Raw genomic sequence first — 26,224 nt, 5'->3', positions numbered from 1 at the left:
TATTAGGCGAGTTTTGGATGATTATTCTTGTAGAAAATAGCCAGGATAAATTCAATAATTTGAATTTATCCTTTTAGAGAGAACTTAAATTTTTCATGCTTATTTCTTTTTTTGCTATTACTAACCTCTTTTGAGTCAGATAAATAAAAAAATAAATTGATTAATAATAAAAGTTTTTGTATATTAAGAGCGTTTTCCAATTAAGATTTCTGGTTGTTAAAAATCGTTTATTCCCATAATTATACTCATTTTATTAATTTATTAATTAATTATCTGTTTATATTTGTTTAAAATTAAATTTAAAAAATTCAAAAATAATTTAAAATCATTGATTTAAATTCTTTACTATGTAAAGATTATTTTTCCTTAAATAAATTATAAATTTATTAAAAAAAAAGGAAATTACATATTTAATATATTGTGGAGGTAATATTATGTCTCAGAATAAAACTGATGATAAAAAAGTAGTTTCAATTACAGAAGCTGCTAAATTAAATAAAGTAACAAGACAAGCTATTTATGTTGCCATTAAATTAAATAAATTAAAAGCTACTAAAGAGACAACTCGTTGGACAATTAGCTTAGAAGATTTAGAAGATTACCGTCGTCAAAAATATTCTAGAACGAAATCTACTTTTAACGGTGAATTATTATTTGATAATCTAAAAGGATATTATTCTGTTAATCAAGTAGCGGAATTGTTAAGTGTCCCTGCACAAAAAATTTATTACGCGACTCGTATTGGTTTGCTGAAAGCAGAGCGAAAAGGGGCTGCATGGGTTATTCATTCTGATAGTATGAAAGAATATCAAGAAAAATTCATGCAGAAAAAAAATCGTCGTCAAGCTAGCTGATTTCAGCTAGCTTCTGAGCAACCGGCAATGAATTATTGCTGAGTTAAGTCATTCTTCTTCAAAAAATCTAAATGCATTGATTGAGCAACAACTTTATAACCTTTCAAGTCTTTTTTTTAAAGAAATTGAGAGGTTATACTTTTTTAAGATGAACAAGTGTTTCGACATGGCTAGTTTGTGGAAACATATCATACGCAGTACACTCGTGAATTTCATATAAATCTTCGCACAAAATAGACAAATCACGAGCTAAAGTAGAGGGCATACAAGAGATGTAAATCATGTCTTCAGGTAAGGCACTCATTAATATTTTGATTACTGATTTAGATAAGCCAATTCTTGGAGGATTGACAATAACTAAATCTACACATTTTTGAGACTTTAAACAAATAGGTAAAATTTTTTCTACATCTCCTTCGAGAAATTCGACATGAGGCAAATGGTTCAACTTGCTATTTTCTTTCGCAAATCGAATGGCGTCAGAATTATATTCAATGCCAGTTACAAAATGTCCTTGACTAGCAAGGAGTAAAGAGGTAATTCCAAACCCACAGTAAAGATCTAAAATTTTTTTTGATTTTAGTTGTGTCGTTAACGAACAAATTTTTTTATAAATATAAAGGCTTTGTTCAGGGTGATTTTGTATGAAGGCTTGAGGAGTAAACCGAAAAATTAAATTTTCAATTTTTTGTTCAGAGTAGGGGTTACCTATTATCCACTGTTTCTTGGGAGAAGTTACTAGAATACCCGAAAGAATAGGATATTTTTCTAAAGCCTCTTGAAACAGGATTCGATTAAGTTCATTCAATGAACAAAATTGAAATGATAAAATATATTGAGAATTTTGGTTTTTTAATAATGTCAATCGGCCATCTTGCTGATTGGGATTAGGCAAAGTACTAATAAATTTTTGTAATATGCTAATGATAGGGTCATGAAGGTTATTAAAAATAGGACATGTATCGATTGAAATAAGAGAAAAATGATCTGTTGCTATATAACCTGCTTGAAAACTTTGATTAAAGGATTTTAAATGAAGGGTAATATGTCGCCTGTAGGCCCAATTCAATTGAGCTGTACTCATTTCAACAGAAGGTACTTTAAGATGACCAATTCGTTTAAGATTGTCAGTGATGGCAGTAAGTTTATAGTTTAATTGTGTTTGTTCGTTTAAATGCTGAAGTTGACATCCTCCACATTTCCCAAAATATGGACAAGGGGGCTGAACTCTTAAAGAGCTAGGTTGTTTGAGTTTGACAAGTTCTGCTACTGCAAAAGATTTTTTTATTTCGATGATACGACAAACAATTTGATCGCCAGGAGCAGTAAAAGGAACAAAAATTACAAATCCATGATATCTTAAAATTCCTGCACCTCCAAAAGCAATCGCTGTAATTTCTCCCTCAACTTGAGTATGGATAGTCAATAAATGGGTCATAAATTTTGATATTGAGCGGGTTCCAATTCAGTAAAAGTGGTAGGCACTTCTTCTAAAACTTTAAAATCACGAATGAGTAATTGAATACTGGATTTGTTAATTTGAGGGGTAAAAGCAATGCGCAGTTTTAAATTCTTTTTCCTTAGTTGTTGGCTATAAGTTGCTTTTCCAAGCGCAACACCTTCCAGAACTCTATCTCCTTGTTCTAAATAAAGCTTCAAATGCGTTTTACCAACAATCTTTGGAGGCCAGGTTTGCCAAGCGTCGCAATACAAAATGGGTTGAGGATTTTCATTTCCATATGGCTCTAATAGCCTTGCTGATTCAATAAAATCAAAAGTTAATTCACTAAATTTAATTTCTGCATCAAGATAAAGTTTACTCATAACATCTGTATCAGCAAGCTTTTTATTAGCCGAAGCAATAAAATGATTTTTAAATTGTTCAACGTGCTCTTCTTTAATAGTTAATCCTGCAGCAAAATCATGTCCACCGAAATTGATCAAAATATCTGAACATTCTTTTAAAGTTGGTAGAAGGGGGAATTCGCGGATAGAGCGAATGGAACCTTTTCCAATTCCTTTATCGATAGCAATCATCACAGTAGGTCTGTTGTATTGTTTTGAAATTCGTGTCGATATGATGGCAATGACACCTGGATGCCATTTATCAGAAACCATTACAATTGCTTTGTTAGATAAAATAGCAGGTATTTGTTGGATAGTACTATCTACATCGGAAGACATTGTTCTTTCAATTTTTTGCCTTTCGATATTATTAAGATCTAGCTCTAATGCCATCTTTTCTGCCAAATCAGCATTTTTTACAAGTAACATTTGGACACCTTTACGAGGGTCATCAATACGTCCTAAGCTGTTTAAACGAGGTGCAATTTTTGAAGCTATGGTAAACGTATTTAAATCATTGAGATCAACATCACAAATAGAAAAAAGTTTTGCTAGACCCATTCGTTTGCCTTTACGCAACTGGCGAAGACCATAGCGAACTAAGATTCTATTTTCTGTGTCAAGCAATGAACCCATATCAGAGATAGTTCCTAATGCTACCAAGTCTAAATATTTTTTCAAATCAATCTTAGAAGGAGGAATTTTTCCTTCAGATGTCAGTTGATTAGTGATTCCGTGAGCTAGTTTAAAAGCGACTCCAACTCCTGTTAAATCTCGATTCGGATAAGGGTTGTTAACAAGTTTTGGGTTTAGAGTCGCTACACAATGAGGAATTTTATCTGTCGGTTCGTGGTGATCAGTGATAATCACATCGACGTTTTGTGCAGCTACTTTAGCTATTTCCACAGCAGCAGTGATACCGCAATCTACAGTAATAAGTAATTTGCAATTATTAATGAGAGCATATTCTAAAGCTTCGACAATTAAACTTTGTCGAAGCGCTCCTCTATTGGATACATAGAAGAAAACATTTGCGCCTAAATCTTGTAGAAATTCGGTCAACAAAGTAGTTCCAGTCATTCCATCAACATCATTATCGCCATAGATAAGAATGTTTTCATGATCACGGATAGCATGGCAAACTCGTTCAACCGCTTGAGGCATTTCTGCCATTAAAAAAGGATCGTGCAATTCTGGTAATTTAGCATATAAATAATCGTGAATTTGTTGAAAAGAAGTAAATCCTCTGGAAACCAAAATTTGTGCTATAACAGGATGAAGTTTAAATTCTTTAACAATGCTTTCTTTTAATGCTTCGTCCATTGGGGGATAAACCCATATTGGATCCTCTTGGACATTTGTTGTGAAATGCATTAAAATCTAGCTCCGTTTCTATAAATCGAGTGTTTTTCGTTAGAGTTTGGCTAATACACATGTATATAACTTATCTCGTTCGTTCATCTAAATCATTTTCTATACAATAGTCTAAAAGATAAATAGATTAAATCAGTAATTTTTTAACCTGCCTGAGAGATGCGGCATCAAGGTTTAGTTTTGCTTTAATTTATAAGACTAAAGTTAGATTTGTCAATGAACTGTTGATCTCTGTTTCAACATTGTAGCTTTCAAAACTCCCTTGTCAAGTGAAATCATTTAACATGAAATCGACTAAAAGTTGTCAAACAAGGATGGACCGCTAATCTATTTTTATTGTTAGTCGTTTTAAAGCGGGAGAAAAATAATCCCCGAAGTTAGGTTTAAAAAGTATTTGAAAAATCTAAGTAAAATGCTTCCTTTCGATCTGGAATTTTAGCTAGTCTGCCAGAACGGTACAACGAAAAATTTTAAATTTAATTAATTGCTATTTTAAAAATGACTTATAAAAAAACTAAAAGATTGTAATTGAATAGTAAAAAAATTTTCTTGAAAAATTATTCATGACTTGATCGTTGAGTTCTTATCATCAATAAATAGGGCGAAACACAAATTCAATATAAAAAAATGATTCTGTTACTGAATTTAGCTTTCATTCTCATAAGAGCTAAATTTTTTCTTTTAATATAATTTAATCTATCTCAATGTATTAAAGATAATTTCCCATACAATTAGTGTTTTTAATACGTAAGGGGGTTGTTTGTAGTTTTTTCTTGCTTTTTTAGATAAATGGCTTGATAATCCCGAATACTTAGTAATGTTTTTACACAAAATTATGAAAACTCACAATTTATTATCAAAAATTTGCAAACAATAAACTAGTTCGAGGTTTTACTATGTCGCAAGATGCGAAACAAGACTTTGGTAAGTGGAGGGCCTTCTTTTGGCCTGTACACGGTTATGAACTTAAAAAACTTCTTCCAATGTTTTTTATGTTCTTTTTTATTTCTTTCAATTACACAATTTTAAGAGATACAAAAGACACTTTAATCGTGACCTCTGCAGGTGCGGAAGCCATTCCATTTTTGAAGTCTTTTGGTGTTGTCCCTGCAGCTATCCTTTTTATGATCATTTATGCCAAGCTTAGCAATACGCTAAGCAGAGAAAATTTATTTTACGTTACGCTTTTACCTTTTATTATTTTCTTCGGCTTATTTGCTTTTGTCATGTATCCAGCTAGAGAAGTTTTAATGCCTCATGCTTCTGCTGAAGCTTTAAAAGCTTATTTACCTGGCGGTTGGACCGGGCTTGCGGCGGCATATGAAAACTGGATGTATTCGATTTTTTACATTTTAGCTGAACTTTGGGGAAGCGTTGTATTATCTCTTCTTTTTTGGGGATTTGCTAACCAAATTACCCGTGTAAATGAAGCTAAACGTTTTTATAGCCTTTTCGGTTTGGGTGCTAATTTCGCACTTTTAGTTTCAGGTCCTGCTATTGTATATGTATCAGATATTCGCAAGCATTTACCTGCAAATGTTGATGCATGGCAAATTTCTTTAAATTATTTAATGGGTATGGTTGTCATTGCCGGATTAGCAATTTTAGCTATCTACTGGTGGATTAATCGTGCAGTTTTAACAGATCCACGTTTTTATGATTTAAATCAAGAAAAAGCTCCTGGTAAAAAGAAAAAAGCTAAAATGTCTCTTGGAGAAAGCTTCAAATTTCTCTTTACCTCTAAGTATATCCTTTGTTTGGCGATATTGGTTATTGCTTACGGTATTTCTATTAACTTAGTAGAAATTACATGGAAGAGCCAGGTGAAACTTCAGTATCCTAATCCAAATGATTACAGCACGTTCATGGGATGGTTCTCAACAATGACGGGTGCCGTCACAATTTTGATGATGTTATTCGTTGGTGGTAACGTAATTCGTTATAAAGGTTGGGGATTTGCAGCTTTAATTACTCCAGTTGTTTTATTAGTCACCGGGATTGCTTTTTTCTCATTCGTGATTTTTAAAGATCACCTAGCTGGATATATTGCTGCCTTAGGAACTACTCCACTATTCTTAGCTGTCATTTTTGGTGCGGCTCAAAATATTATGAGTAAATCTGCTAAATACTCTTTATTTGATCCAACAAAAGAAATGGCTTACATTCCTTTAGATGATGAATCTAAAGTAAAAGGTAAAGCCGCAGTTGACGTAGTAGGAGCTCGTTTAGGAAAATCTGGCGGCTCTATTATTCAAATGGGATTACTTGCATTTGGAACGTTAGCAACTATTACACCTTACATTGGCGCGATTTTGATGGTTATTATTGCTGCCTGGATTGTGGCTGCCCGTTCATTAAGCAAACAATTTACTCAATTGACTGCTGAGCAGAATATTGAGAAAAATATTGATAAAACATCGGAAATAGCTACTAGCTAAATTTGATGTCTTAAAAATATGCTTGTTCATACCCTCCTTTATAAAAAAGGAGGGTTTTTTATTTTCTATTTTAAATTCAGAGGATGTAAGAAATTTTTAATGGGCCAGAACAGTTTATTATTTCTTGATTGTTAATTCATTTTCGAAATTCTCTATTTTGAATTAAGCAAAGATCATGGATTAAATCTCTCCGTGTTCCATTCGCCATTTTATAGGTAAAATCCGTGTTTAATGAAATTGGTTTTATGTAGACAGAATGCATAATGATTTGTTATGCTTTTCCTTTGTCTTAGAGAGTCTTCACTTTGTAAAGGCGCTTTTTGATGTCCCACATTCATTCACAGTTAATTTCATTTTGAGTTAGAGTTGAAAACCTCATTTAGGCGAGGTTTCCATAGCTTTCAAAAGGAAATTCACAATCATAGAAGGAATCATGAAAATATGGAAAAACAGAAGCGTTGGCAATTCTATTTGATTGTTGCCGTCTTGGCAATTACGCTTTATAACATTCTCCCCACCTTATTTTTTTACTCGAAACCTCTGAAATCTTCGATTGATGCTCCGCGTGCACAGCACGTTGCATCCGGGATTGTGGAAAGAGTGAATCAAACAGAAGTGGATTCAAAAGAATGGTTATATTCTTTTTGTCGTTTATTAGGAATTAAACCAATCTCTATTGATTTAGTTACAACAAATAATGGATTATTTCAAATTTCATTTAAAAATGAACAAGATGCTGAGTTATTTAAGCGATTTTTACCAAGAGCTGGAGCGTTAATTCCATTTGTACCTAATCAGCTTGAGCTAAGTTCTATCACAGCTAATGTCGATCCTACTCAAGTGTTGGTTCGACGTAATGTTGCTGTTCGATTAGATGCGAGCGACATGGATAAGTTATTTCAATTTACTCCAAAGTATAGTCATGATCACCAAATCGCAGATCTTTACCGTGAAATTATTGATGATCGAGTGACTCAAGTCGCTCTAGCAATTGCAGGACCTAGTAAAACCGCTTTGCAAATGTTTGCAACAACTAGTGAAGCAGGTAATGATCCTAGTTATGACGAAATAATTATCACCTTAGCAAAAGAAATTGTTGATGTAGGTAATATTTTAGGAAAAAATAATCCGATTACAAAACGTTACTACGAAACATTTTCTCAACTATCCTCTAAAGAACGTGAAGGATTAAATACTAAATTTATTGCTAAGATGGAAACACTTAGTAAAAAAATTAAAGAAAAGCAAGCTAGTTTATATGGAGATTCTTCAGCTGAAGCTGCACAAAATCTAGCAGTTTCAAATAATCAAATTCAAGCGCTGGATTCAGCTGTTACGATTATGCGTGAAAACGAAGAATTTCAAAAAGGGAAAGAGCCTTTAACAAATGAAAATATTCAGCAGTTGTTAAAACAAAACTCCAACCATGAAATGCAAATTGTCGATTTAACGGGTTATCATCCTTTTATCAAAGGATTAACAATCAATTGGGAAAGTGGTTTATTGTTAGTCAATTTATATGACGATGTACAATCTTTGCGTTTTTCAGAAGGAAAAACTGAAAAAGATGCATTTGTCAAAGACAGAATTAACCAATATTTAATCAATGATATTGCACGTATTGCCCGTTTATCAGATGAAACATTTAAACCTAATGAAGAAAGTTTTGTTATAAATTTTGATAATCTAACAAATAGTCAAAGTTATTTGGCTCTCAATTTAGGCTATTTAGCAGATAAAATAGCTCAGCAAGTCACAGATCAAATTATTCTTTCTTGGTCTCCAGCCCATGCAGATTTGATTAAAGATGTTTATCCGATTCGATCTTATAATGATTATCAAACAGAAAAATCAGAAGATCAAAAGCTAGGTCTTGTGGTTTATGCTCCTGCTATGTATTCAGCTGCAGCGCCTACAGGCTTCCGAACTGGATCGATCTATGTAATCGCAAAAGGAATGGATGCTCTTGTTCAGAAATATCAGGAAGCTCCAGAAGCGGAAGAAAATCAAGTTTTAGCTACAGATTTTAACCAACTCAATACCCTTTTACAGCAAATGGGTTTTATTGGTTATCCTGGCTCAGCCTTTAATTTACCAAAAGAATTTAATAAAGATTATATTTTTGAATTGAATGATTATTATAGCACTCTTTTAAAAGCTTCTCGCGAAGATTTTCAAGTCAAAGGAAGTAAACGTTTTGCTATCTTAGACTTTTCTGATGTAGAGCAACGTTTGTTAACTATCAACAAAATTGATGATCGTATACAAGAAGACCTTCTGAAATGGAAAGAATCTTATAATGCTGCTCAAGTTGATTTGAACTTAACAAGCAAATACACAGTTCCAGCACCAACTAAAAATGTTTATTGGGAAAATTTGAAGCTGAGCGTAGTAAAATTCTTTAGAGGAGATGATCGAAAAGTTCTTAAATGGGGTCTTGACTTATCGGGGGGGAAAACAGTCCGCATTGGTCTTTTAGATCAAAATGGTCGAACTGTGACAAATCCAGAAGATCTCAAACAAGCCGTCAATGAGCTTTACACACGTATCAATAAAATGGGTGTAGCAGAAAGAACAATTCGAATTGAAAATTCTAATATATTATTAGATTTTCCAGGTTCTCAAAATTTGTCCGCTTCTGAATTGGTAAAAGCTTCTGCAATGTATTTTCATATTGTCAACGAAAAATTTGGGCCTTTAAATACAGCCCTTGCTGGAGCTGTCAATCAGTTTTTACAAGATATTTGGAACGAAGCCGTTGTAACAAATCGTAGAGATATAGAAAGCATCAACGAAATTGCTTGGCAGCATTTAGGTGGAGATGAGGAATCTACTATCACTATGCGCCCAAGAACAGATCATGCAAAAATTCTTTATGAAAATGGATTGCGTTTAGCTAATCCCAAAAATCGCGTGGTTACTCAAGCCTTTGATGAGTCGCTTTCAACCCTGGCCATGTTCAGAGGTGGAGATTCTACGGAGTGGGATAATCAAACACATCCTTTACTAGTGGTTTTTCATAATTTTGCTTTGGAAGGATCTAACTTAGAAAACATCCAACCGGGTTATGATGCAACACAAGGAAATATTTTAACATTTGGAATTAAACGCTCTTTCGATTCAGGTGAGCATGCAAGTGGCAGCCCTCGAGACAATTTTTTTAATTGGACTTCACAATTTGCAGAAGATAAAATTGCAGGAACACCTAAAGAAGTTTATTCTAACGGACGTGGTTGGAGAATGGCTGTTATTCTTAATGGTAGCATTATTACAGCTCCTTCATTGAATGCAGCACTTCGTGATGGAGGAACGATTAGCGGTCGTTTTTCTCAGCGAGAAGTGACCCAACTTGCAGCAGATTTAAAAGCTGGTTCTTTAAGTTTTACGCCACGTATTTTGTCGGAAGAAAATGTAAGCCCAGAACTTGGTCGTGAAGAAAGAACCAAAGGGATTGTCGCTTCTTTAGTCGCTTTAGCTTTAGTTGTGATAGCTATGGTCGGTTACTATCATTTTGCAGGTTTTGTTGCTTCTTGTGCAGTTTTGCTTAATATTTTTATCATGTGGGGTGTATTGCAAAATTTAGGAGCAGCCTTGACGTTACCTGGAATTGCAGGAATTGTTTTAACAATTGGAATGGCTGTTGATGCAAATGTTCTTGTCTTTGAAAGAATCCGAGAGGAGTTTAAAGTGACTGGTCGGATTGCTTCCGCAATTCAAGCAGGTTACCGCAAAGCTTTTAGTGCTATCATTGACTCAAATATTACGACAATTATTGCAGCTATTATCTTAATTCAGTTCGATTCTGGACCAATTAAGGGCTTTGCTGTGACATTGATCATTGGTATTATTTCTTCTATGTTTACAGCCTTGTTTATGACTCGCTACTTCTTTGCTGGGTGGGTTAAAAAGCCTGAGCATAAGCAATTATCAATGGCCCAGTTCTTGAAGGAAACACATTTTGACTTCTTAAAACAAGCTAAGAAGGCTATCGTGATTTCGCTAATCGTGATGGGAATAGGCACTTATTTCCTTGTTTCTGAACGTAAAACTATTTTTGGAATGGATTTTACTGGAGGTTACTCTCTAACACTAGATGTTGCGGAGAAGACAGAAAAACCTGATTATCGCTTAGAAGCTATCAATGCTTTCTTAGATAAGGGTGCTTCACGCAGGGATTTCGAAGTACGTGAATTAAGCAGACCTAATCAATTGCGCATTCAACTAGGAACAAGTATGGATGAAAAAGGGCATCCTTTTTATCAGATGCCTGAAATCAATCCAGATAGTAAATATGCTTTTGATTATCAAAAAGATCCTCGTTTGAGCTGGGTTGTTGAAACGCTTCAATCTCATGGATTAGATGTTCAACAGTCTCAGTTAACGACTCTTCAGAAAAATTGGACTATCATGAGTGGACAATTTTCTGATACGATGCGAAATAATGCTATTGTTGCGCTTGGCGCAGCATTAATAGCGATCTTAATTTATATTACTTTCCGATTTGAGTTTAAGTTCGCAATTGGAGCAGTAATTGGGCTCGTTCACGATGTGATTATTACACTTGGCATTTTAGCACTTTTCCATGCAATAGGATTTCCTGTGCAAATTGATTTACAGGTTGTGGGAGCAATTATGACAATTATCGGCTATTCATTAAATGATACGATTATTGTATTCGATCGAATTCGTGAAGATATGAAGACTCTTCGTCGCTTGTCATTCAGAGAAATCATTAATCATGCTTTGAATGTTACATTAAGTCGTACGATCATGACATCTGGAACAACTTTGCTTGTGCTTTTAGCACTTGTTTTATTAGGAGGGCAATCTATTTTTGCCTTTTCACTAGTGATGACAGTAGGTGTTTTGGTAGGAACTTTATCTTCGCTATTCATTGCTTCTCCGGTTATGCTGTACTTCCATAATAAAGAAGTAGAGCATCAACATACGGAGTCTTCTGTCAAACGTGCTTAAAGTACTAAAAAACAAAGAGGTTATAAAAGCCTCTTTGTTTTTCTTTTTAAATTCCTTTTTAAATTCCTCCGATTTTAAAACAATCCTTCTTTAATCTTCTCCTGTTGCTGGCGAGGCTGCTTCGTATTCTTCAATAACTTCCATGAAAGTTCTTTTTGTTGTTGTTTTAATAAGAAGAAGTGAGCATTTAGTAGCCGTGAAAAAAGGTGTTTGAAACAAGAAGTGATTCATCAAATATTCTAACAATCTATCGGAATGGACTTTATAATAATGACCTAAAAAAACTTTTAAATTTGAATGGCGTTCTGGGAGAAGATTTAACTCTTTAAGAAGCTTATTTATTTGATTTTTCAGCTCAATTAACTCTAAAAGTGGGTTAGCTCCCACCCAAATCGTTCCCTGCTGAGACTTAAAATGATCATGTCCTATTTCTTTCAATTGCAAGGAAAAGGAATTAAAAAAAAGAGAATTTAAGCATTTTCGAATTTCTTCTAATTTTTCTAAAGAAAGCTGTCCAAAAGAGCGAAGCTGCAAATAAAATTCATTGGAATCCAACCAATTTACATTAGGGATGCCATAACAGATTTGAGCTAAGTGCCTTTGAATAGAAGAGGGGATATTAATAGCTAATATATAAGAGTTCATATCAAATCGATTTAAAATTATTAAATTAAATTTGCTTTTATTTATTCGAAACCTATGACTTTATTTAAATTTTTTTCGCTTTTGTCTTAGAAAATGCTAGATTTAATGGGATATACGGAAAGATATCAAAAGAATTTATTAATAATCAAAATGATTTCCAAGTAAATAAATTATTAAAGAGAAAAAAATTAATCTTATTGATATATGAACATTCGATTGATTTTTTGCGGATGAGATTTTAAAATCAGCCCTATCAAAAACAAGGGCTGATAAAAGAGAAAAAACGAGAGTTTTTTAGATCGATGCAGGCGCTGCATTAGAGGGAATAGTAGCTAGATTGGCTTGTGCAGCCATCGCTTCAACATACATATTCCATAGTTCTGGTTCGATTCTGCCGTGACGGATAGAAGAGATCAATTCTCTTTTTACTGTTCTTAAATCTTTCTTAGGTGTCAATTTACGGACCATTTCTTTATCGCCAGCAATCCGTGCCATATTAAGCATTCTTTCTAAATCTTGCTTAGAAAAAGTAAATAAATCCCTTCTTTTGCGAGAGCCTCTAGCAGCACGAGGTTTTGGAGTAACTTCTTGAGGATTACTGCAATTAATAATGTATTTATTAATCATATCAGCTAACTGTTGGGGATTCTCAGTTTTCATTTTTCGCATAGTAAAGTGGTGGATGTAACCTCCGGTTCCGATTGGTAAATAATGACATATATCATTTTCCTTTTTACCACCTACTTTTTTTGTAGCAGTCTGAATTAATTGCTCGAGTTGTTTATTATCCATTTTTTTCCTCAATATTGGTTTAAAATTCGGGCCAATGCCACAAGGCCCTTTGGTAATTTTGAATTACCTTTTGTAACAATAATTGTTACGATTTATCAATGCTTCAATTGTGAAATTTAAAATAAGCGATTCACTATTAAATTCATGTTATTAATTTCACAAGATTTTATTCGAAATGACTTTGCTATTCACTTTATTAACTTCATTAGAATATTGTTTAAAATCAAAAAACAAATAATATCATTTTAAGAACTTTTGAATATTGTTGAAATTATTTTTAAATAAACAAGTACAAAAAATTAACTTATTTCTATTGAATAACTTCATTGTCGCTTTTTTTATTGGGAAATAAAGAGATATTTACAAATCTAGCCCTTAATAGACAATTTATTTTTGGATATTGATTTTTGACTAAGACTAATATTAAGTCATGGAAGCTTAGTCAAGATAATCGAAAAAATCTGTTATAGATTTGTAAAATTCTCTATCGAAGCAAATTATTGCTTCTCTTTAATTTATTAATGAAAATTTAAGAAATTATAAATTTTTGCGCAAGATAAATTAATCAGAAAAACTGTTTTTTTCTAATAATCTAATTTCAAAATTAAACGGTATAATTCCTGACTAAGCATAGAAGCAATAATTATCTATAATCATCTGAGTGAATGAATAAGAAAGATCAAATTAAAAAAATGAAACTGTACTTAAAAATATTAAAGTTTTTAAACACTCTCAGATATTTGAGAATAAGTTTTACTAGTCAACCAAAATTCAATGAATTACACTATATTTCATGATCATCTGAATAAAAAAATTAATTAACGGATTGTTTATGGGAGTAAGGTATGCCTTTAGAAATGTATCAAGCTATTCCATCTTTAGCTTCTATTAAATCGACTATCGGTATCGCAGCTGGAAAAGGGGGGGTAGGAAAGTCAACTGTTACTGTTAATTTAGCGCTAGCTTTAAAAGGTCTGGGATATCGTATAGGTATCATGGATACAGATCTTTATGGTCCATCCATCAGAAAAATGTTGCCTGAAGATCGTTTACCTTCTCAAAAAGGAGAAATCATTCAACCTGCGCTCTGCAACGGAATTAAAATGATTTCAATGGCTTATTTTAGAAAAGAAACAGAAGCGACTGCTGTAAGAGCACCTATTGCCAATAGACTAATTTCTCAGTTTATTAATCAGGTAGCTTGGGGTGAGCTAGACTATTTATTGATAGATTTCCCTCCTGGTACAGGTGATATTCAAATTACTCTAAGTCAAAAATCTCATTTAACAGGGGCCTTATTGGTAACGACTCCACAAGAAGTAGCTCTTTTAGATGTGCAGAAAGCTATGTCGCTGTTCAATCAAGTTAAAGTACCAATTGTTGGTATCGTCGAAAATATGAGTTATTATGTAGACCCCCATTCAAATGAGCCTGTTTATTTATTTGGAAAAGAGGGAGGAAAGCGGTTAGCTCGTGAAACTGGCTATCCTTGTTTAGGGCAGATACCTTTAGATCCTTTGGTGGGAACTTGTGGGGATAAAGGGGAATCTTTGTTCTCCATGGATTCTCAATCTGAAAAAGCTGTTACTCAAGCGTTTATTCAATTAGCTCAGTTGCTTGTTGAACAAGTTGAATCTATCCAAAATCAAATGAATACGACTTTGTCAAATGTCGAGCTTGTTTGGAAGGAAATGAAACATATATGAATTTACCTATCGCTATTAAGCAAATTCTTCAAAAAGATAATCATACTTTTTCAATTATTTGGAGCGATGGAAAAAAACAGGAATTTCGCTTGAGTCAATTACAAGAAAAATGTCCGTGTGCGAATTGTCGGAATAAAAACAATGGGAATAGATTGTTGAATCTTACAAGTGTTAAGGAAGATGTTAAAGCTTTTTCAATTCGCAATGTGGGTCGTTATGCATTACAAATTCACTTCAATACAGGATGTTCCATGGGGATTTATAGTTTTGAAATGCTTCGGCAAATGGAGAAAGAATGAGACAGTATCTTCTTGTTGTTTTAAGTTTCGTGGGACTATTAGCATTAATAAGCTGTTCTAAAGTTACACATTCTAAAAGGCACGCTGAGTTCCAACAATGGATCCATGCAAATGATAAAATCAAAGTTTTAAGCACAACAGCGATGATTAATGATTTGGTACAAAAAGTCGGTGGTGATCGAGTTGACACATTCACTCTCATTCAAGGGGAGTTAGATCCTCATTCTTACCAATTAGTAAAAGGAGATGATGAAAAATTAATGTTTGCTCATCTGGTTTTCTATAATGGGCTTGGTTTGGAGCACGGACCTAGTTTACATTATCATTTAGTTGAAAATCCCAAAGCTTATGCTCTTGGAGACTGGGTTGAGAAGCAAGATTCTTCAGCTATTATTTATGTCAATGGACAAAAAGATCCCCATCTATGGATGGATATTTCTTTATGGTTGAAAACAATTCCTTTAATTGTTGAAAGATTGAGCGAGCAAGATCCTTTACATGCCGACCTATTTCGTAAAAACGCCAATGAATTTCAAAAAGAAATGTTGAAAGTTCATGAAGAAGTGAAAGAAATGTTAGGGCAGATTCCAGCTGAAAAACGCTTCATGGTTACGAGCCATGATGCATTTAATTATTTTACTAGAGCTTATTTAGCTGAAGGTAATGAAAGAGAAACAGGGGAGTGGAGTAAAAGATTTGCTGCCCCTGAAGGGCTTGCTCCTGAAAGTCAGCTAAGTGTCACAGATATTAAAATGATTATTAATTACCTGAAAAAGAATCATATTTCTGTTGTTTTTCCAGAATCTAATGTGAGTCGAGATTCTATTCGAAAAATTGTTCAAGCTGGCCAGGAAGAAGGGCTTCATGTAGAAATGGCTTGCTGTCCTTTATACGGAGACGCTATGGGGAAACCAGGTTCAGATGGAGATAGTTATTTAAAAATGATTAAGTATAATGCTAAAATATTAACCCGGTATATGAATGAAAATATTTCATTCGATAAGTGATGGAATGAATAAAATTTTACCAAACCCAGTTTCTGTTTTACCAGCCTTACAAGTTACTCAAATGTCAGTTAATTATGGTAAAACATCAGCTTTATGGGATATTTCTTTAAAAATTCCACAAGGAATGTTAGTGGGCATTGTGGGGCCAAATGGAGCGGGTAAAAGTACGCTTATTAAAGCTGTGCTTGGACTAATTCAACCTATTTCTGGACATGTAGAATTTTTTGGACAACCACTAAAACAAGTTCGTCAACGGATTGCCTACGTTCCTCAAAAAGAATCTGTAGATTGGGATTTTCCTGTGACTGTGAAAGAACTTGTATTAATGGGACGCTATGGACGTTTAGGTTTATGGCGCCGTCCAAGGGAAGCTGATCGAATTGCAGCAGAACATTATTTGAATATTGTAGGAATGAGCGCCTATGCAGATCGTCAAATTAGTCAATTATCGGGTGGACAGCAGCAAAGAGTGTTCTTAGCCCGAGCTTTGCTGCAAGAAGCCGATATTTATTTTATGGATGAACCTTTTGCTGGAGTGGATTTAACTACAGAAACCGTTATTATACAATTATTACAACAGCTGCGTTTGAAGGGCAAAACGGTTTTTGTTGTTCATCATGATTTAAGTACTGTAGAAAGTTATTTTAATTGGGTAATAATGTTAAATATTAGACTTATTACTTGTGGACCTGTCGAAGATGTTTTTATTCCACAAAATTTGCATGCCACCTATGGGAAAAGCTATGCTTTATTTGATGAAGCTTTAAAACTGTCGTTACAAAAACAAACAGGATTAAAAATTCAGGCTAAGGAATAACGTGTATTCTCCATTTTCTTTTTTCATTGATCCTGTTTTACGAGCTCCAACGATAGGTTGTATGTTAATGAGTTTAACGGCAAGCATGATTGGAGTTGTGATTTTTTTACGAAAACAAGTTCTCGCAGGAGAAACGTTATCCCATGCATCTTATCCTGGTGTGATTATAGGAATTTTGTTAGCAGGTTTTTTTTCAGTAGAAGAAACCGATGAATTACGTTTAGCTTTGTTTACCTTAACAGGAGCTTTTACAACCTCTTTAGTCGGAGTGGGTTTTGTACAATTCCTCGAAAAAAAAATAAAAGTGACAAGTGATGCAGCTCTTTGTTTTGTTCTTTCGACTTTTTTTGGGGTGGGATTGATGCTGACAAGCGAAGTACAATTCACCTATACATCTTTGTATAAACAGATCTCCACTTATTTGTATGGTCAAGCCGCTACCATGACAGATATTCATATTATGGTTTATGGGAGTTTGTTGCTAGTCGTTATTACGATAATTAGTTGGCTTTATAAAGAAATACAAATTTTAACTTTTGATAGACAATATGCAAAAAGCTTAGGTATCCACGTTAGGACAATTGAAGTTCTCATTTTTATCTTACTTACGTTGACGGTTATTATTGGAATTAGGTCTGTGGGTGTAGTTTTGATGTCGGCGATGCTTGTCGCCCCGGCTGTTGCAGCTAGACAATTTACAAACAAATTTTCAATGATGCTCATTCTTTCAGGATTTTTTGGATTATTAAGCGGTTTCTTGGGCAATTATCTATCTGTCCAAATAACCGATTTACTTGCAAGTTATTATCCTTCTTCACGCCTTGTGTTACCAACAGGCCCTATGATTGTCATTGTGGCTTCGTTTATTTGTTTATTAGCCTTATTATTCGCTCCCGAACGAGGATTACTGATCCGGCTTATTAGAATTGGTTATTTTCATTATGAATGCACATGCGAAAATTTACTGAAAACAATTTGGAGGTTGAGTCCGGACATTGTTGTTCGCTTTGACCAGTTAATCAAATATCAGCCTTCTTCGCCTTTATACTTAATATTTGTTTTGCATCGAATGAAACATAATGGATGGATTCAGTTTAATAGAGATAATACTTATCAACTGACTCAAGATGGGCAATTAAGAGCAGCTAAAATTATACGGTTACATCGTTTATGGGAAGTTTATTTAGTGGAATATTTAGGGGCACGAACAGAAAGAGTCCACCATAATGCCGAAGAAATGGAACATATTTTAACTCCAGAATTAGAAAAAGAATTAACTGAACTTTTACATGATCCTAAGCACGATCCTCATAGACAACCTATTCCATCTAAGGAAGGGATGCATGTTGTTTAATACCTCATTTTATAATCCATACCACGATAAAAATTTTTTGGAGTTTTTTTGGCAATTGCTAGTTAGACTGATGCAAGGGATAATCGGGCAATTACCTTTCGATCATTTAGTGTCTGATGAAATTCAAATCTTGGTTTTATCTGGTGTAGCAGCATCATCTGCTCTGATTGGGACATTTTTGGTACTCAGGCGGATGACTATGTTAGCTAATTCATTATCGCATACAATCTTGATTGGAATTGTGCTAGCTTATTTTTTTAGCTCGGCCGCATCTACAAGTGGGCATGGTTTGATTACCATGCAAGCCATGTTAATTGCTTCTTTAGTAACTGGTTTTTTAACAGCTTTCCTAACAGAGTTTTTGACTAAAACAGGTGGTTTACAAGAAGATGCGAGCGTAGGCCTTGTTTTTACAAGTTTTTTTGCTTTAGGAGTTATTCTTGTGACTGTTTTAATTCGAGATGCTCATATAGGGACAGAAGCGGTCATGGGTAATGCTGATGCGCTTCATTCAAAAGACATCTATTGGGTTTATCTTGTTTTAATCATTAATCTTATTTTGATCACTGTTTTTTTTAAGATTTTCCAGTTGACAACTTTTGATCCATATTTAGCTTTTGCACTCGGTTTTTCTCCAAACTTATTCAATTATTTATTAATGGCTCAGGTTTCTATTACCTCTATTACAGCATTCCGAGCCATTGGAGTCATTTTAGTTTTAGCTTTTATGACAGGTCCCGTTTTAACAGCTCGTCTTTTCACTCATCGCCTTCGTACATTGCTGGTTTATGCTGTGTTGATTGGCATATTAACAGCTTGCTCAGGGGTTGCTTTAACAAGACATATTTTAACTGTTTATGGAATAGCCTTATCCACGTCTGGCGTTGTCGTTACTTTAATTCTAATGATTTATCTCATTGCTTTAATTATAGCACCTGAGCAAGGGCTGTTTGTTCGTTGGGTTCAGCATAACAAAATGAGACATTCTGTTTCAGAGTAGTGTATTATCAAATAACAAGAGAGGTTCATTGACTTTTTCGTACAGCTTGCTATACTAGCAAAATATTAAAAAAAGAATCGAAGATGAAACATATTGCCATTTTAGGTAGCACAGGCTCAATTGGAAAAAACACTTTGCAAGTGGTTCGCCATTTGAAAGAACGGATTAAAGTCGTCGCGATTGCTGCTCGAGAAAATATTGATTTATTAGAGGCTCAATCGAAAGAATTTTGTCCTGATATTATTGCTGTTTTTAATAATGCTAAGGCTTATGAATTACAAAAGCGTTTGCCAGGAAAAACGGTATTGGCAGGGATGGAAGGTCTATTAGCTGCTGCTTCTTATTCTGAGGCAGATCTTGTTATTTCCGCTATGACTGGGACAATGGGGCTTCAACCTACTATTGAAGCCATTAAAGCAGGAAAAGATGTTGGTTTAGCGAATAAAGAGGCTCTCGTCTCTGGCGGCGCAATAATCATGAAATTAGTAAAAGAGAAAAACATCAAACTTTTACCAATCGATAGTGAACATAGCGCCATTTTTCAATGTTTAAATGGAGAGGCTCTTAAGTCAGTTCAGCGTATTATTTTGACCTCTTCTGGAGGACCTTTTAGAACTTGGACTCAAGAACAATTAGAAACTGTAACAGTTGAGCAAGCTCTAAATCATCCAACTTGGAGTATGGGGCCTAAAGTCACAATTGATTCATCAACTTTAATGAACAAGGGTTTAGAGGTTATTGAGGCATTTTGGTTATTTGATGTATCGCCAGAACAAATTGATGTTATTGTTCATCCCCAAAGTATTATTCATAGTCTTGTGGAATTTTGTGACGGTTCTATGTTGGCTCAAATGAGCGAGCCAAACATGATCGTTCCCATTCAATATTCGCTGACGTATCCTGACCGAGCTCCGGGTCTCTTTAAGCCATTTGATTTTATGAAAAATAGTAAATTAGAATTTTTTGAGCCCAATAAAAAAACTTTCCGTTGTTTAGCTCTTGCTTATGAAGCATTGAAATGCGGAGGGACTCTTCCGTGTTATATGAATGCTGCCAATGAAGTGCTCGTAGAGCGTTTTTTAAAAGGAGAATTGAGCTGGAAAAATATTGGAATTCAATTAGAAAAACTTATGAATCAACATGCAGCGATTTCGGTTGATTCTTTAGAAACGATTTTAGCAGTAGATGCTCTTGCTCGGGAAGAGGCTGCAAGGTCTAAACTAATATCAACGAAATAGATATTTTCGATTGATATAACCCGTTTTTAATATAAGGTTTGTATTATTATGGTTGTCAGTATTCTTTATGTGATCTTAGCTATTCTAGGCTTAAGCTTTTTGATTTTTATCCATGAATTAGGCCATTACTATATGGCTCGTCGATTGGGAATGAAAGTAGAGACTTTTTCGATTGGCTTCGGAAGCCCTATTTATTCGTGGGAAAGAGATGGTGTCAAATGGCAAGTTGGTTGGTTGTTATTTGGAGGTTATGTCAAAATTGCTGGCATGGATATCTCTGATCAAAAAGACCTTTATGACATCCAAGATGGTTTTTTTGGAAAAAGCCCATGGGATAGAATTAAAGTAGCTTTTATGGGCCCTTTCGTGAACATCGTATTTGCATTGTTAGCCTTTAGTGCACTCTGGTTGGCCGGCGGGCGTGAGAAAAAATTTAGTGAATATACTAGTAAAATTGGTTGGATAGATCCGAAATCTGAATTATATGTAAAAGGAGTTCGACCTGGTGATGAAATTACAAGTTACAACGGACAAATTTTTCAAGGCTCAAAAGACCATTTGTCAGCTCCAATGACTTCAACGAGTGATATTGAAATAGCTGGTAATCATGTCAATTTTATGACAAAAGGAAAAATTCCTTTTCGTTATACTGTCAAAACATATCCTCATCCTAGTGCTCTTGAAAAAGACATTTTGACAGCCGGAATTTTGAATTCTGCTAATTATGTTGTGTATGATCGTTTCTCTAATGGAGAAGAAAATCCATTGCCAGAAGGGTCTCCTATGAAATATAGCGGAATTGAATATGGCGATCGAATTGTTTGGATAGATGGCTTGCCAGTTTATTCCCTTCAACAACTTTCTCATGTTTTAAATGATTCTAAGGCATTGGTGACTATCCAACGCGGACAAGAAACACTTTTGCGTCGTATCCCTAGAATTCGTGTGGAAGAACTTAAGCTGGATTCAGAAGTAAGGGAAGAATTGATCGATTGGCAATTTGAAGCAGAATTAAACGGAACAAAAATTCAAAAACTATTTACGATTCCTTACAACCTTAACAATGAATGTGTAGTGGAAGGTTTTGTGAAATTTATCGATAAGGAAAAAGAGTTAGAAGCATTTCCTTCTAATCCGTTTTCAATTCTGGAAACTCCTTTAGAAGTAGGGGATATTATTTTAGCCATAGACGGTATTCAAGTGAGCTATTCATTTGAAATTTTATCTCGACTACAACAAAAACGAGTCAATGTGATTGTCGAGCGTTCGAAACAGCCTGCTTTAGTTCCTTCATGGAAATTGGCTGATCAGCTTTTTGATGAAGAATTTAACCCAAACGATTTAGAAAAACTCGTTTCTCAAATAGGTTTAACAAATGAACCTAAATCTATTGGAAACCTTTATTTGCTTGACCCAATTGTACCAAAAATGCGAAAGAATTTTGATTTAAATGAAGAAAGTCAAGTCGCATTTATTGTAGAATTAGAAGCGCAACGTAAAGAAATTGAAAGTATTGAAGATCCTGAAAAAAGAGCCCATGCCCGACTTCTACTTGAAAATAGAGATAATCAACTACTTTTAGGACTACCTGCTGTCAAGGATAAATCAGTTAATTACAACCCTAATCCTTTAGTTTTATTTAACAAGGTATTCGAAGAAATTTGGCATACCCTGAAAGCTTTATTTACAGGATCTTTAAATCCGAAATGGATGAGCGGTCCGATTGGGATTGTGCAAGTTGTCCATGATCACTCCATGGTTAGTTGGAAAGAAGCAGTATTTTGGTTAGGAGCAATTAGCTTGAATCTAGGCTTTTTAAATCTTTTACCTTTACCAGTATTAGACGGAGGAACTATTTGCTTTGCTCTTTATGAATTGATCACAGGGCGTCGCTTAAAATCTAAAACAATAGAAAAATTGATCATTCCATTTGCGATTTTGTTAATCGGATTTTTTATTTTTCTAACTTATCATGATTTAAGTCGACTTCTTCATACTTTCTTCCATTAGAATCCATATTCAAAGGCAAGCCTTAATGGCTTGCCTTTGAATTCACTAAAATCGACTTGCTCTCTTACTTTTCATTCAAAAATCAAGGTTTCTCAAAGTGGGAAAACCGCGAGCTTTTATCCCTACTGTTTATCATTTTATGCTGAATATATGGGGAATAAGCTAATAATTTAAAACAAATCAATTTTTTTTAATCCTAGTCTATCGATTTTTACGGTTAAAGATTACACGTTAACAGAAGGAAAAGGTTTAAAAAGAGCACATCAAGGGCTAATCAGTCAAAGAGGTATTGGCAAAAACCTTTATCAGCTGCAATTTTCAACTTAAAAGTGTAAAAAAAACTTCAAATCAATATTTTTTTGATTATGATAAAATTTTTTAAACTTGATAAAATATCATCATGCAAACATCAATTACTAAAAGACCTCGCAACGTTGGCCCCTTTCAAGCAGCAGCTCTCTTATATGGAGACTGGGGAACAAGTAAAGCCTATGTCATTGGATTGGCATTTGCGATAGCAGGTTATAGTTCATTTTGGCTGATTTTAGCTGTTTGTATGTTAATTGCTTTTGTAGGAATTAACTATATTACGATTTGTAAATTTAGCCCCACAGGAGGGGGAGTTTATGCTTCAGCGAGAAGAAAATCGGAAGTATTGGCTCTAATAGGAGCTTTTTTTTTAATTGCTGATTATCTCATTACTGCAGGACTAAGTTCTTTATCCTGTTTTGAATACTTGGGTGTAGAGCATCCCGCTTATTGGGCAATCGGCTCTATTGTATGCATTGGAGCTTTTAATTTTTTTGGGCCGCGCCATACAGGTAATCTTGCCTTAGGAATTGCTGTTTTTACTTTTATAACAGTTCTTATTTTAGCCCTTTTGTCTCTTCCTTTTTTGAAAGATGCGGTGGATTCCATCAAACCTCTTGAAGGGGGGATTCTCAAAAACTGGAATAGCTTTGTGGGAATTATTGTTGCATTATCAGGTGTAGAGGCCATTGCTAATACAACAGGTGTGATGAAGCTTGATTTAGGCAGTACAGATGCTCATCCTTCAGTACATCAGACATCTAAAAAAGCTATTTTATGGGTCATGATCGAAGTTTGCCTTTTTACAGGTCTATTTGGCCTTGCCATGAATGCAATTCCACATTTACAGTTTATTGATGGTCATATTGTGACACCTGATGGAACCAATATTCGTGATGCGATGCTTCGTTATATGGGAAATTATTTTGTAACGAATCAATGGGGATCTGAGTCGATTGGTTATTTTGTTGGTTATGCTATTAGCTTAGCTTTTGCCATTTTGCTCCTTTCTGCGGTTAATACAGCTATTAATGCACTGATTTCATTAATGTTTGTGATGTCTCGTGATGGAGAAATGCCCGCTGTATTTCAAAAACTCAATGCCTTTGGAGTTCCTATTGTTCCACTCTTAATTGCAACAGGTGCTGCTTCGTTTGTTCTCATTTTTGTACATGATGTTGCTGCTTTAGCAGATCTTTATGCTGTGGGATTTGTAGGAGCCATTGCGACTAATTTAGGTGTTAATGCTTATGATTCCACAATTCCCATGAGTAAATGGGAGAGAAGTTTCATGTCGTTAACATTTTTTGTGATGATTATCATTGAAATCACTCTTTTGATAGATAAACCTAACGCTCGCTTTTTTGCGATTTATATCATGGCAGTTGGTTTAGTGTTACGTGCATTGGTGATTGAACATCGGCAAAAACAGTGGGCATCAAAAAAGGTAACCCTAAAGCATGCTTCACTATACACTGATGATACGCGAGCTTCTTTACATCATGGAGCAATTTTATGTGCTGTTCGAACTATAGGCAAAACGTTAAATTTTTCTCTTCAAGAAGCCAAAAAACAGGGGCAACCTCTTTATATCTTGTTTATTAGGGAACAAAAAATTGTGACAGATGAAGATAAAAATCGGACTTGGCTTGATGATCATGAGGCTTGCCGAATTTTTGATTATGCAAAAGAAAGCTCTCATGAAATGACAATTAAATTTTTTTATGTTGTGAGTGCTTCACCTGTTAACTCAATTGTCGATATGGCCGAAAAACTACAAGTGTCTAGAGTTATTTTAGGTAGGCCGCGACACAGTACGTTGCTACAGATGCTCAGAGGTAATATTGTGCAAGAAGTTTCTGAAGTTCTTACCCCCAATATTGACCTTTTAGTTATCTCTTAAAATTTCGATATCCATTTAAATAAGTATTTTTTTGTAAAATCCATTTTTAGATAATTAATCCTAGAATTTGATTCTTCTCAAGAAACTCTACAGTTAAATGGTTCTTGTTTGAAACATCTTTATCAGATTTTCTTATTTAAATATGATCCACTTGTAATTCGCTCCTCAAATTAATCCTATTCGTCTGGATTTTTGAAGACCGCCGTTCCTTATTCGTGAAGCTAATTTGTTTTATCTTATAACCTGAACTTTGGATTTAGGTGTTTAGGCTTAAAAGTTTACATAAGATTTGAATGACAAAAGACCTCAACATGATTTAAAAGCATTGTTTACTACAATCATACTTAAATCATGAGAGGTCAAAAATGGATGTGACTGAACTCTATTGTACAATTGATGATTTCTGGAAAACTTTCAAGCAAGAATGGGAAAAACACTTTATAGAATCTGGAAAGCACAAAAAGAGTCCAGAATCTGTGTTAACTCCAGCTGAAATGATGACCATCATCTTTTTATTTCATCAGTCAAATGACAAAACTTTCAAACATGTCTATAACTACATTAATTTTTACGCCAGTTTAACGTAATCTATCTTCTGGCTATATTTTGAGGGATCTTTGTTGAAAAAAGGCCTCTTTTCTGTTAGAAGATTTTGTTTTCCAGAACAAAAACTAAGCAAAGAGGCCAAAATGAACGAGATAGAGAGGATCAAACTGTTTTGTTTTGTGGATGATTTGTCTAGATAGTGTAGTCACGAGAAATAAAATAAATGCTTAAATGTGCTACTCTTCTACGCTCATCAATGGAGCATCTTATGGAAGTGCACAGAAGACATGATATATCCGACAGAGTTTGGAATTTACTGGGACCTCATTTGCCAGGAAGAAGAGGGGCTTGGGGTGGTATAGCAAGAGATAATAGGACTTTTATCAATGCAGTATTTTGGATATTAAGAACGGGAGCTCCATGGAGGGATTTGCCTCCAGATTACGGTGGTTGGAGCAATCTGCAGAAAAAGTTAGACAAGTTTTCGGTGTAGCATTAAGAATAGTCTTTAACTGGCTGAAGCGCCAAAGGAATAGATGTTTAGAAGACAAACCAAGGAAAAGACGTCCAATTAAAATTGATCATGACCAACTAAAGAGCTATATCAAAAAACCTCCTGATAGTTATTTGAAAGAGATAGCGAAAGAATTTAATGTAGACCCTTCCTCTATATTTTATGCTTGTAAAAGGCTTAAAATCACTTTAAAAAGGGTAGTGCTAAATAGGTAAGGCTCCCAATTGTCTATTGTAATCACAAATAAAGTATTTTATTAACTAAATGTGATTAGTTAGTTTTTTAGAAAATGAAAGTGTTTTCCTTACAAGTCTTGCATGTCTTTGCCCGAGAGTACAATTAAATCTTTCAATGTAGTTTGTCTGACCAGATTGCTTGCTAACTGTTTGATGTTGACTCCAAGGAATGGTTTCATAATAGACATTAAATTTATCAGTGAAACAGAGGGCTTTTTTTAATGATTCAGGTAGTTTGCAAAAAGAAGCTCAGCGATTTTTTTATCTCGAGGAACCACTTGCATAGCAAGCACTTGGCGACTTTTTTTATGCAAGATGAGCCATAACCACTGATCATTTTTCTTATTTCCTACAAAACTCCAT

General features: G+C 34.4%; 17 protein-coding genes and 3 pseudogenes. 15 read left to right on the top strand and 5 right to left on the bottom strand.

Annotated features, from left to right (window positions below; genetic code table 11):
* Positions 1 to 434: 434 nt before the first annotated feature.
* Entirely contained in the window at positions 435 to 854 is a 420-nt protein-coding gene (locus TY19_RS05745) for a helix-turn-helix domain-containing protein (protein ID WP_011174797.1), read from the top strand.
* Positions 855 to 987: 133 nt separating this feature from the next.
* On the opposite strand, the gene rlmD is transcribed toward TY19_RS05745, so the two are convergent.
* Positions 988 to 2,292 (bottom strand): 23S rRNA (uracil(1939)-C(5))-methyltransferase RlmD, encoded by a 1,305-nt coding sequence (rlmD, locus tag TY19_RS05740; protein ID WP_042280871.1) that lies wholly within the window; start codon positions 2,290 to 2,292, stop codon positions 988 to 990.
* On the bottom strand, positions 2,289 to 4,073 hold the full coding sequence (gene recJ / locus TY19_RS05735) for a single-stranded-DNA-specific exonuclease RecJ (RefSeq protein ID WP_042280870.1): 1,785 nt from the start codon (positions 4,071 to 4,073) through the stop codon (positions 2,289 to 2,291). The genes rlmD and recJ overlap by 4 nt, the downstream gene beginning before the upstream one ends.
* Positions 4,074 to 4,969: 896 nt before the next feature.
* On the opposite strand from recJ, the gene TY19_RS05730 reads away from it, so the two are divergent.
* Positions 4,970 to 6,511 (top strand): NTP/NDP exchange transporter, encoded by a 1,542-nt coding sequence (locus TY19_RS05730; RefSeq protein WP_042280868.1) that lies wholly within the window; start codon positions 4,970 to 4,972, stop codon positions 6,509 to 6,511.
* A gap of 441 nt (positions 6,512 to 6,952) precedes the next feature.
* A complete protein-coding gene (locus TY19_RS05725; protein ID WP_042280866.1) occupies positions 6,953 to 11,485 on the top strand; it encodes a protein translocase subunit SecDF in 4,533 nt (1,510 codons plus the stop codon).
* A 90-nt stretch (positions 11,486 to 11,575) separates the two neighbouring features.
* On the opposite strand, the gene TY19_RS05720 is transcribed toward TY19_RS05725, so the two are convergent.
* Both TY19_RS05720 and TY19_RS05715 read right to left on the bottom strand, forming a co-directional pair.
* Positions 11,576 to 12,130 carry a 2'-5' RNA ligase family protein gene (locus TY19_RS05720; RefSeq protein WP_042280865.1) on the bottom strand — a complete coding sequence of 185 codons (555 nt, stop codon included), beginning with the start codon at positions 12,128 to 12,130 and terminating at the stop codon, positions 11,576 to 11,578.
* 294 nt (positions 12,131 to 12,424) lie between these two features.
* The gene (locus tag TY19_RS05715) at positions 12,425 to 12,922 is read right to left on the bottom strand and encodes a hypothetical protein (protein ID WP_042280863.1); all 498 of its coding nucleotides are present in this window, start codon (positions 12,920 to 12,922) and stop codon (positions 12,425 to 12,427) included.
* An 845-nt stretch (positions 12,923 to 13,767) separates the two neighbouring features.
* Here TY19_RS05715 and TY19_RS05710 point away from each other — a divergent pair.
* From TY19_RS05710 to TY19_RS12825, 12 genes and pseudogenes are all read left to right on the top strand, one after another.
* Positions 13,768 to 14,628 carry an Mrp/NBP35 family ATP-binding protein gene (locus TY19_RS05710; protein ID WP_042280862.1) on the top strand — a complete coding sequence of 287 codons (861 nt, stop codon included), beginning with the start codon at positions 13,768 to 13,770 and terminating at the stop codon, positions 14,626 to 14,628.
* Positions 14,625 to 14,927, top strand: a complete 303-nt coding sequence (locus tag TY19_RS05705; protein WP_226988489.1) for a DUF971 domain-containing protein — start codon at positions 14,625 to 14,627, stop codon at positions 14,925 to 14,927. The genes TY19_RS05710 and TY19_RS05705 overlap by 4 nt, the downstream gene beginning before the upstream one ends.
* Positions 14,924 to 15,934, top strand: coding sequence for a metal ABC transporter solute-binding protein, Zn/Mn family (locus TY19_RS05700; protein ID WP_042280859.1), 1,011 nt, complete (start codon positions 14,924 to 14,926; stop codon positions 15,932 to 15,934). Before TY19_RS05705 ends, TY19_RS05700 begins: the two co-directional genes overlap by 4 nt.
* A 4-nt stretch (positions 15,935 to 15,938) precedes the next feature.
* Positions 15,939 to 16,751 carry a metal ABC transporter ATP-binding protein gene (locus TY19_RS05695; protein WP_042280918.1) on the top strand — a complete coding sequence of 271 codons (813 nt, stop codon included), beginning with the start codon at positions 15,939 to 15,941 and terminating at the stop codon, positions 16,749 to 16,751.
* A gap of 1 nt (position 16,752) precedes the next feature.
* Positions 16,753 to 18,105 (top strand): metal ABC transporter permease, encoded by a 1,353-nt coding sequence (locus tag TY19_RS05690; protein ID WP_042280857.1) that lies wholly within the window; start codon positions 16,753 to 16,755, stop codon positions 18,103 to 18,105.
* A complete protein-coding gene (locus TY19_RS05685; protein ID WP_042280855.1) occupies positions 18,095 to 19,105 on the top strand; it encodes a metal ABC transporter permease in 1,011 nt (336 codons plus the stop codon). Before TY19_RS05690 ends, TY19_RS05685 begins: the two co-directional genes overlap by 11 nt.
* An 83-nt stretch (positions 19,106 to 19,188) precedes the next feature.
* Positions 19,189 to 20,343 (top strand): 1-deoxy-D-xylulose-5-phosphate reductoisomerase, encoded by a 1,155-nt coding sequence (locus tag TY19_RS05680; RefSeq protein WP_042280852.1) that lies wholly within the window; start codon positions 19,189 to 19,191, stop codon positions 20,341 to 20,343.
* A 48-nt stretch (positions 20,344 to 20,391) separates the two neighbouring features.
* Positions 20,392 to 22,353, top strand: coding sequence for a site-2 protease family protein (locus TY19_RS05675; protein ID WP_042280850.1), 1,962 nt, complete (start codon positions 20,392 to 20,394; stop codon positions 22,351 to 22,353).
* 400 nt (positions 22,354 to 22,753) lie between these two features.
* Entirely contained in the window at positions 22,754 to 24,565 is a 1,812-nt protein-coding gene (locus tag TY19_RS05670) for an amino acid permease (RefSeq protein WP_042280848.1), read from the top strand.
* Positions 24,566 to 24,930: 365 nt separating this feature from the next.
* A pseudogene (locus TY19_RS05665) lies at positions 24,931 to 25,137 on the top strand (IS982 family transposase); the annotation flags it as partial.
* 242 nt (positions 25,138 to 25,379) lie between these two features.
* Positions 25,380 to 25,583, top strand: a pseudogene (locus tag TY19_RS05660) (transposase); the annotation flags it as partial.
* On the top strand, positions 25,532 to 25,840 hold the full coding sequence (locus TY19_RS12825) for an IS630 transposase-related protein (RefSeq protein ID WP_079979242.1): 309 nt from the start codon (positions 25,532 to 25,534) through the stop codon (positions 25,838 to 25,840). The pseudogene TY19_RS05660 and the gene TY19_RS12825, both read left to right, overlap by 52 nt.
* A gap of 45 nt (positions 25,841 to 25,885) precedes the next feature.
* Here the strand turns inward: TY19_RS12825 and TY19_RS05655 are convergent.
* A pseudogene (locus TY19_RS05655) lies at positions 25,886 to 26,224 on the bottom strand (IS1 family transposase); the annotation flags it as partial.

It is taken from the genome of Candidatus Protochlamydia sp. R18, assembly GCF_000648255.1.
GTDB classification, from domain to species: domain Bacteria; phylum Chlamydiota; class Chlamydiia; order Chlamydiales; family Parachlamydiaceae; genus Protochlamydia; species Protochlamydia amoebophila.
Note: the sequence above shows the minus strand (reverse complement) of the source record. Positions and strands in the feature narration are given on the sequence as shown.